8 protein-coding genes and 1 pseudogene are annotated in these 7,648 nt (G+C 74.9%); 4 read left to right on the forward strand and 5 right to left on the reverse strand.

Annotated elements, in window-relative coordinates; genetic code table 11:
• From ABD298_RS17395 to ABD298_RS17415, 5 genes and pseudogenes are all read right to left on the reverse strand, one after another.
• Positions 1 to 146 (reverse strand): annotated as a pseudogene (locus ABD298_RS17395) (hypothetical protein); the annotation flags it as partial.
• Positions 136 to 645 (reverse strand): MogA/MoaB family molybdenum cofactor biosynthesis protein, encoded by a 510-nt coding sequence (locus tag ABD298_RS17400; RefSeq protein WP_344301068.1) that lies wholly within the window; start codon positions 643 to 645, stop codon positions 136 to 138. The gene ABD298_RS17400 and the pseudogene ABD298_RS17395, both read right to left, overlap by 11 nt.
• Entirely contained in the window at positions 642 to 1,205 is a 564-nt protein-coding gene (gene moaC / locus ABD298_RS17405; protein ID WP_425564478.1) for a cyclic pyranopterin monophosphate synthase MoaC, read from the reverse strand. The genes ABD298_RS17400 and moaC overlap by 4 nt, the downstream gene beginning before the upstream one ends.
• Positions 1,193 to 2,560: a molybdopterin molybdotransferase MoeA gene (locus tag ABD298_RS17410; protein WP_344301070.1), complete on the reverse strand. Its 1,368-nt coding sequence runs from the start codon at positions 2,558 to 2,560 to the stop codon at positions 1,193 to 1,195. Before ABD298_RS17410 ends, moaC begins: the two co-directional genes overlap by 13 nt.
• Positions 2,557 to 4,212, reverse strand: a complete 1,656-nt coding sequence (locus ABD298_RS17415) for a molybdopterin-dependent oxidoreductase (RefSeq protein ID WP_344301071.1) — start codon at positions 4,210 to 4,212, stop codon at positions 2,557 to 2,559. The genes ABD298_RS17410 and ABD298_RS17415 overlap by 4 nt, the downstream gene beginning before the upstream one ends.
• Positions 4,213 to 4,295: 83 nt before the next feature.
• On the opposite strand from ABD298_RS17415, the gene moaA reads away from it, so the two are divergent.
• The 4 genes from moaA to ABD298_RS17435 all read left to right on the forward strand — a co-directional run.
• Entirely contained in the window at positions 4,296 to 5,438 is a 1,143-nt protein-coding gene (gene moaA, locus ABD298_RS17420) for a GTP 3',8-cyclase MoaA (protein WP_344301072.1), read from the forward strand.
• An 81-nt stretch (positions 5,439 to 5,519) separates the two neighbouring features.
• The gene (locus ABD298_RS17425; RefSeq protein ID WP_344301084.1) at positions 5,520 to 5,810 is read left to right on the forward strand and encodes a MoaD/ThiS family protein; all 291 of its coding nucleotides are present in this window, start codon (positions 5,520 to 5,522) and stop codon (positions 5,808 to 5,810) included.
• Between the two features lie 105 nt (positions 5,811 to 5,915).
• Positions 5,916 to 6,977, forward strand: a complete 1,062-nt coding sequence (locus tag ABD298_RS17430; protein ID WP_344301073.1) for a LolA family protein — start codon at positions 5,916 to 5,918, stop codon at positions 6,975 to 6,977.
• Positions 6,974 to 7,648, forward strand: a 675-nt coding sequence (locus ABD298_RS17435) for an ABC transporter ATP-binding protein (protein WP_344301074.1), incomplete at its 3' end; no start/stop codon positions are given. The genes ABD298_RS17430 and ABD298_RS17435, both read left to right, overlap by 4 nt.

Genomic DNA, 7,648 nt, shown 5'->3' on the forward strand with positions numbered 1-7,648 from the left:
TGGTCGCGGACCACGCCGGAGAAGAGGACCACGGCGCCCGCGTCCGGGGCGTCGACCGCGCCGCGCGCCGTGGCCTCGTCGAGCGGTTCGGTGCCGACAGCCGCGTGGACGACGTCGACGGGGTACGCGTGCTGGTCAGTGGCCATGGCCGGTGCCTCCGTGGTTGTGCTCGGCGCCGTCCTTGGCGCCTTCCGCCTGGTCGCAGATGTGCCCGATCAGGGGGTCGAGGACGGTGAGCCCGTCCATGACCCCGGAGGGGGATCCCGGCAGGTTGACGATGAACGTACGCCCGGCGGTTCCTGCGTGGCCCCGGCTCAGGGGTGCGAGCGGCGTCTTGGCGGCGCCGGCCCGGCGGATCGCCTCCATGATGCCGGGGACCTCGCGCTCCAGCAGGGGGAGGGTCTCCTCGGGGGTGAGGTCGTCGGGGCTGAGGCCGGTGCCCCCGCTCGTGACGATGACCGCGGGCGCCAACGCCAGGAGCGCGCGGAGCGCGGCCCCCACGCTCGGCCCGTCGGGCACGACCGCGGCCGGGATCACCTCGAAGCCGTGGTCGGCGAGCCAGTCCGCGATCACCGGCCCCGACCGGTCCTCGTAGACCCCGGTGGCGGCGCGGGTCGAGGCGATGACGATGCCTGCTCGCCTCATCGCGGCTCCCCTCCCCGGTGGCGCGGCACCCCTTGGCCGCCCTCCTCGAGGGCCCAGTCGCCGCTCTTGCCGCCGGACTTCGCGAGGACCCTGATGTCGGAGATGACCGCGTGCCTGTCGACCGCCTTGACCATGTCGTATACCCCGAGCGCGGCGACGGAGGCGGCCGTGAGGGCCTCCATCTCAACCCCGGTCACGCCGCGGGTCCTGACGCTCGCGACGACCCGCACGGACCCGGTGCCGAGTTCGAAGTCGACCGTGACCTTGGAGATCGGGAGGGGGTGGCACAGCGGAATGAGCTCGGGGGTCTTCTTCGCGGCCATGATGCCGGCCACGCGCGCGACGGCGAGCGCATCGCCCTTGGGAAGCCCGCCCTCGGCCAGGAGCTCGATCACCTGGGGGGTGGTCGTCAGGACCGCTTGGGCCGTCGCCTCGCGCGTGGTCTCTGGCTTGGCGCTCACGTCGACCATGTGGGCGCTGCCGTCGGCGCGGACGTGGGTGAGCCCGGAGGGGGTGCCCGGCTCCGGGTCGCTCTGTGGGATGTCTGTCACGTGAGCCATACTTCCACGTCGGCTCCGGCGGCCAGGTCGGTGACGTCCTCGGGCACGAGCACGAGGGCGTCGGACACCGCGAGCGCTCCGAGCAGGTGGGAGCCTGGGCCGCCCACGAGCGCGACAGATCCGTCCTGGCGGAGGCTCGCCCGGCGCACCTGGAGCTTGCCGTGCGGGGAGTCGAGCGGAGCGGCGAGCCGTGCGGTGAGGCGCCGCCGGCACCGCGGCGCGCCGACCACCTCGGCGAGCACCGGCCGCAGGAGCACCTCCCACGAGATCCAGCAGCTCACCGGGTTGCCGGGGAAGGCGACGACGGGGAGCCCCTCGAAGGAGCCGAGCCCCTGCGGTCCGCCGGGCTGCATCGCGAGGTGCGAGAACTCGACGTCGTGCTCGTCGAGCGCGAGCTTCGTGGCCTCGAATGCCCCCTTCGAGACGCCGCCCGTGGTGATGACGAGGTCGAGGCGGCCCTCCTCGGCCGCGCGGGCGGCCTCCGCGAGCTCGTGCCGGAGGGACGCGGGATCGTCCGAGCGGGAGACGGCGTTCTCGGCCTCGAGGCCGTCCTCACGCAGGGCCGAGGACAGGAGCCAGCCGTTCGCATCGTAGATCTGGCCCGGCCCCAGCGGCTCGCCGTCGGGGGCCAGCTCGGCGCCGGTGCTGATCACCAGGACGCGCAGCGGGGCCCGCACTGACAGCGCCGTGAAGCCGAGTGCCGCGGCGAGGCCGACCTGCCGCGCGCCGATCGGAGTGCCTGCGGGAAGCACGACGGCGCCCGCGGCCACGTCGCTCCCGGCTCGCCGCACATAGGTGCCCGGCTCGACCGCCGGCAGCGCCACGGTCGCCCCGGGCTCGGGGAACCGGGACGGGACGGCCCACTCGATGGGGACGACGGCGTCCGCGCCCTCGGGGAGGAGCGCTCCGGTCATGATGGGCGCCGCCTGCCCGGGTTGGAGAGGCGCTGGCACGTCCCCGGCGGCGATCGCCGCGACGACCGTGAACTCCCGCCCGAGATCACCCCCCGTGGCGCCGAGATCACCCCCCTTGGCGCCGAGATCACCCCCCTTGGCGCCGAGATCACCCCCCTTGGCGCCGAGATCACCCCCTCTGGCGCCGACGTCACCCCTGAAATCCGCCGAGCGCACGGCGAAGCCGTCCATCTGGGAGTTGTCGAACGGCGGGAGGCTCACGGGCGCGACGAGGTCCGCCGCGAGGGCTGCGCCGAGCGCGGCATCCAGCGACCGCTCCTCGGCCGGGCGCTGGGCGAGGGGCGCGAGGAGCTCGGCGAGCCGGGCCCGGTGCTCCTGCACCGTCCGGTGGCCGTGCGCTGCTCCGCGGCCCTGGGCGTGCGGCTCGGTGTGTCCTGTCATGTCACCTCGATCGTGATGGTGTGGTATCCCGTGGCACCGTCCGGAGCCGGCGGGGCGACGGACGCGGTCTGGACCTCGCCGTTCCCGTCGGTCGCGCGCACGGCGAGGCGGTGCGAGCCGGAGGGGAGGGCGATGCGGGCCATCCACTGGTACCACGTGTCGCGGGAGATCCCGGTTCCAAGCTGCGCGGGCTGCCACGCGCCGTCGTCCGCCTGCACCTCCACCGCTGAGATCCCCCGGTGCTGCGCCCAGGCGACGCCGGCCACCGTGACCTCGCCGGCCGGGACGCGGGCGCCGCCGCGGGGAACGTCGATGCGGGAGGCGGTCTTGATGGGCCCGCGCTCGCTCCAGCCGCGGGTGCTCCAGTATGCGGTGTCCGCGGCGAACGAGGTGACCTTGAGCTGGGTGACCCATTTCGTCGCGGACACGTAGCCGTAGAGGCCCGGCACCACCAGCCGGACCGGGAAGCCGTGCTCGGGCGGGAGTGGCTCGCCGTTCATGCCGACGGCGAGGAGGGCATCTCGCCCGGGATCGGTCAGTGCCTCGAGCGGGGTCCCGGCAGTGAAGCCGTCGATGCTGCGGGAGAGCACCATGTCCGCGCCGGGCAGGGGCCGCGCGCGGGCGAGCAGCTCGCGGACCGGCCACCCGAGCCAGAGCGCGTTGCCGACGAGGTCGCCGCCCACCGGGTTGGACACGCAGGCCAGTGTCACGTGGCGCTCCACGAGCGGCTGGGCCAGCAGCTCCGCCCACGTGAGCGCGACGGGCTCGGCGACCCTGCCGGTCACGTCGAGCCGCCACCCGCCGGGGTCGACCGACGGCACGACGAGCGCGGTGTCGATCCGGTAGAAGTCCCGGTTGGGAGTCACGAGCGGGGCAGCGCCCGGAACCGCCAGGTCCGCCGCTGGCGGGACCGCCTCGGCCGGGGATGCCGGGGCCGGGAGCCGCAGGGCGTCGCGGGCGGCCGCGGCGGCGAGCGAGGCTCCGCGCACGACGGCGGTCAGCGCGCCTCCCAGCGCGACGGCGACTGCCGTGCCCGCGAGCGCTCGGAGGAAGCCGCGCCGGGCGAGGCGGCCCGGCCTGCCAGGCGGGGCTCCGGCGGCGGGGACGGGGGCGACGTCGTGCGTGCGGGATCCGGGCGGCTGGCCGGCGGGCACGGCGTCGCGGCGGAGCCGACCCACGAGCCACCGCACGAGCGACATCGCCACGATCCCCGCAACGAGGGCGCAGGCGACGGCGCCCGGGGACGCGAGGGAGCGGGTCACGACCGCGAGCGCTCCCGCGGCGCCCACAAGTGCCGCCAGGCCCACCCCGAGGCCGGGCCGGCGCAGTTCGAGGATGCCGGACACCGCGCCCAGCACGACCACGGCGACGGTGATGGAGGCCACGAGGAAGGCCTTGTCCCCGGTGCCGAAGGTCTGGATGGCCCAGTCCTTGGCCGCGCCGGGGGCGAAGTCGACGACCGCTGCTCCCACGGCCGAGAGGGGGCTGAGCGATGGACTCACGAGACCGGCCGCGAACTCGCCCGCCAGAACGCCCGCGAGCGCGGCGAGAACACCGCACAGTGTTGCCCACCACCGCACGTTCGCAGCACCGACGGCACCGTGCCCGCGGCGCGGACCGCGCAGGCCGCCGCCCGGTTCAGGCGCTCCCATGGGTCCAGAATAGTTCCGGCGTCGGGCCCGTGGTGCACCTCACCCTCGGACGTGACCGCCCGCACTGGCGTACGGTAGAAGGCATGACAGTCCAGCTCGGCATCCCCATGGTGAGGGGCGCAGCCCCGGGGTCGGGAACGGCCGGGCCATCGGGGGCCATGGGCGCCGACCGGCCCGCCTTCGAGGGCCTGCGGGACCGGTACGGCCGCGTCGCCACCGACATGCGCCTGTCCCTGACGGACAAGTGCAACCTGCGCTGCTCGTACTGCATGCCCGCCGAGGGCCTCCCCTGGCTCACGAAGGACTCGGTGCTCACCGCCGAGGAGGTCGTGCGGATCGTGGGCATCGGCGTGCGCCTCCTCGGCGTGCGGGAGCTGCGGCTCACGGGAGGCGAGCCGCTCGTGCGGGCCGACCTGGTCGACATCGTCGCCGCGCTGCGCGCCGCGCACCCAGGCCTGCCGATCGCCCTCACGACCAACGCCGTGGGACTCGATGCGAAGGCGGCAGCCCTCGCCTCGGCCGGGCTCACGCGCATCAACATCTCCCTCGACACGCTCCATCCCGAGACCTTCGCGCAGCTCACGCGGCGGCCGTTCTTCGACCGGGTCCTCGCCGGGATCGAGGCGGCAGACGCCGCGGGCCTCGGCCCGATCAAGATCAACTCCGTCCTCATGCGGGGCATCAATGACGCCGGCGCCGCGGACCTGCTCGCCTGGTGCCTCGAGCGCGGGTACGAGCTGCGCTTCATCGAGCAGATGCCGCTCGATGCCGACCACGGCTGGACCCGCGACGGCATGGTCACGGCCGCCGAGATCCGCACGCTCCTGTCGCAGCGGTTCGCACTCTCCCCCGACCCGCGCGAGCGCGACGGTGCCCCCGCCGAGCGCTTCGAGGTGCGTCCCCGCATGGGCCGCACGCACGACGGCGCCCCCTCCGCCCGCCTCCTCGGCACCGTGGGCATCATCGCCTCGGTGACGGAGCCGTTCTGCGCGGACTGCAAGAGAACGCGGATCACGGCCGAGGGCAAGGTCATGAGCTGCCTCTTCTCGCACGAGGAGGTCGACCTCCGCCAGCTGCTGCGCTCCGACGCCTCCGACGAGGACGTCGCGGCCCGCTGGCAGGACGCGATGTGGCTCAAGCCCAGAGCGCACGGCATGGACCACACGGGGCTGGGGGCCGGGGACTTCGTCCAGCCGGACCGCTCGATGTCCGCCATCGGCGGCTGAGCGCCTCCCTCGGCACCGACCCGCCAAGACCCTTCGACCCGCCGCGCCGTCGGCCACCACGAGCTGGAGGACACAGTGCAGATCACCCTGCGGTACTACGCCGCGGCCCAGGCCGCCGCGGGCGTCGCCGAGGAGCCGCTCACGGCGCCCGACGGCGCGAGCCTCGCCCAGGCGCTCGAGGCGGCCCTCGCCGTCGACCGCACCGCGGCCGTCAGGGACGGCGCGGCCAGCGCGCGCCGGGACGCCCCGGCGTTCGCCGAGGTGCTGCGGCGGTGCTCCTTCCTGGTCAACGAGGTCGCGGCGAAGGACCGCTCCCGGCCGCTTGCCGACGGGGACGTCGTGGACGTCCTCCCGCCCTTCGCGGGCGGCTGAGGACCCGGGCCAGCGGAGCGGCCGCCGATTCGAGATACTCCCGAGGGATGACGACACCGGCACGACGGCGGCGTAGCGTTGAACCAGACTCGTGAGGAGGTCGCCATGCAGCGCCGATGGCTCCGATGGATTCCGGCAGCCGCCGTCCCGGCGGTCATCGCCGTGGGCGTGCTCGCCGCCGGCGCGACCGCCGAGTCCCCTCCCCCGCCCGCGACCCCGGAGCAGGTCCTCGCACTCGCCGCCGGGCATCAGGCCCGTGCCTTCTCCGGCCAGGTGGAGCAGCGCGCCGACCTCGGGCTCCCGGCGATCCCGGCCCAGGCGCTCGGGCCCGCGACGAAGAGCTCGACTCTCGGTTCAGAGGCCGCCGCGCTCGAGTTCCTCACGAGCGCCCACACGGCCAAGGTCTACGCCGACGGCCCGCAGCGGCTGCGCGTGCAGGTGCTGGACCAGCTCGCCGAGCGGGACGCGGTCCGCAACGGCCCGGACGCGTGGACGTACGACTCCAAGGCGAACACCGTGACCCATGCGGTACTCCCCGCGGGAGCCGGCCAGCCCTCCCCCGATGCCGCGTCCGCCCTGACCACTGACCAGCTCGCCCAGCGCTTACTCGCCGCCGCAGGGCCGAGCACGGATGTGAGCCTCGGCGACGCGACCAGCGTGGCAGGCCACAGCGCGTACACCCTCGTCCTCACGCCCAAGGCCGCGGGAACCCTCGTCGGCTCGGTGAGGATCGCCGTCGAGGCGACCACCGGGCTTCCGCTGGCGGTGGATGTGTACGCGAAGGGCCAGGAGCCGGCCGCGCTGCACGCAGCCTTCACGCAGCTGTCCCTCACGGCCCCGGACGCCTCCGTCTTCGCCTTCACGCCGCCACCCGGGGCGACCGTGACCGAGAAGCAGATGCCGGCGCGGACTATCCCGGCCAAGGACCACGCGCAGGGCGCCCCGCCAGCCGCACAGGCGCCCGGGTGGGACTCGGTCGCGGTGATCCCCGCCGACCGTGTGCCCGCCGGATTCGCCGACTCGCCGCTGGTCAAGCAGCTCGCGGCGCCGGCGGCGGGCGGCCGGGTGCTCACGTCGTCGCTCTTCACGGTCTTCCTCGCCGACGACGGGCGCGTCCTCGCCGGCGCGGTGCCGGCGTCGACCCTCGAGGCCGCGGCGGCCAGGTGAGCGAGGCCGGGGACGCCCCGCAGCCGGCGATCCGCGCCCGCGGGCTCACGAAGCGCTTCGGCCACCACACCGCCGTGGACCGCCTCGACCTCGAGGTGCCCCGCGGCGCGGTGTTCGGCTTCCTGGGTCCCAACGGCTCGGGGAAGACGACGACCATCCGCATGCTGCTGGGCCTCGTCTCGCCCACCGGCGGCCGCGCGGAGGTGCTCGGCGAGGACATGCCCCAGGGCTCCCGCGCGGTCCTGCCCCGGGTCGGGGCGCTCGTGGAGGGGCCCGCGTTCTATCCGTTCCTGAGCGGCGAGGCGAACCTCGCCCGGCTCGACGTCGCCGATCCCCGGTCGCTGCCCCGGACGCGCGCCGCGCGGATCGGCCAGGCGCTCGGCCGGGTCGGCCTCTCGCACGCGGCCCGCAAGCGCGTCCACGCCTACTCGCTGGGCATGAAGCAGCGTCTGGGCCTCGCAGCGGCCCTGCTCGCCCCCCGCGACCTGCTCGTGCTCGACGAGCCCACCAACGGGCTCGACCCCCAGGGGACCCGCGAGGTCCGCGGGCTCATCCGCTCCCTCGCCGAGGACGGCACCACGGTGTTCATCTCGAGCCACCTCCTGGCCGAGGTCGAGCAGATCTGCAGCCATGCCGCCGTCCTGCGCGCCGGGAAGCTGGTCGCGCAGGGC

The organism is Sinomonas flava (genome assembly GCF_039531875.1).
Taxonomy (GTDB): Bacteria; Actinomycetota; Actinomycetes; order Actinomycetales; family Micrococcaceae; genus Sinomonas; species Sinomonas flava.